The sequence below is a fragment of the Pseudomonas sp. Pse1 genome (genome assembly GCF_024519635.1).
Taxonomy (GTDB): Bacteria; Pseudomonadota; Gammaproteobacteria; order Pseudomonadales; family Pseudomonadaceae; genus Aquipseudomonas.
In genome coordinates this window covers 1-437 of sequence record NZ_JALJRO010000084.1, presented here as the reverse complement: position 1 = coordinate 437, position 437 = coordinate 1, and the positions used below count along the sequence as shown (strand labels likewise).

Here is a 437-nt window from a genome sequence, read left to right as displayed (position 1 = left end):
GGTTTGTCTGAGGGCAAACGCTTCGGCGTTGATTATTCCGCAACAGTTGGCGGCGTGTAGATGATGCGCCGACGTTGCGTGATGCGGCGTCGGCGCCATCCCAGCATAGGCGAGATCACACCGCAGGGCGATGCTTCAGGCAAAGCTGTCGACGCCTTGCACGAGGCGTTTTGCCAGGCGCGGTTGACGCAATTGCTCGAGCCACCACTGGAGCGCCCGGCCTTCGCCAAGTCCGTCGCCGCTGCGCCAGCCGACGTAGAGCAGGTTGGGCTCGCGCGGGTCGGTGGTGCGTTTTTCCACCAGTTCGCCACGTGCAAGCAGCGACGTCACCCGATGTTTCGGCAGCCAGCCCACGCCCAGGCCGTCGCGCTGCGCGAGCGTTTTGGCATGCATGCTGGGCACGGCCAGCGTGGATTGCCCGCCGACAGTGCCATAGG

At 65.2% G+C, this 437-nt stretch carries 1 protein-coding gene; it reads right to left on the bottom strand.

What is annotated here, in order from left to right; genetic code table 11:
• Positions 1–135 precede the first annotated feature (135 nt).
• Positions 136–437, bottom strand: a 302-nt coding sequence (locus NR126_RS28485; RefSeq protein WP_256832494.1) for a LysR substrate-binding domain-containing protein, incomplete at its 5' end; no start/stop codon positions are given.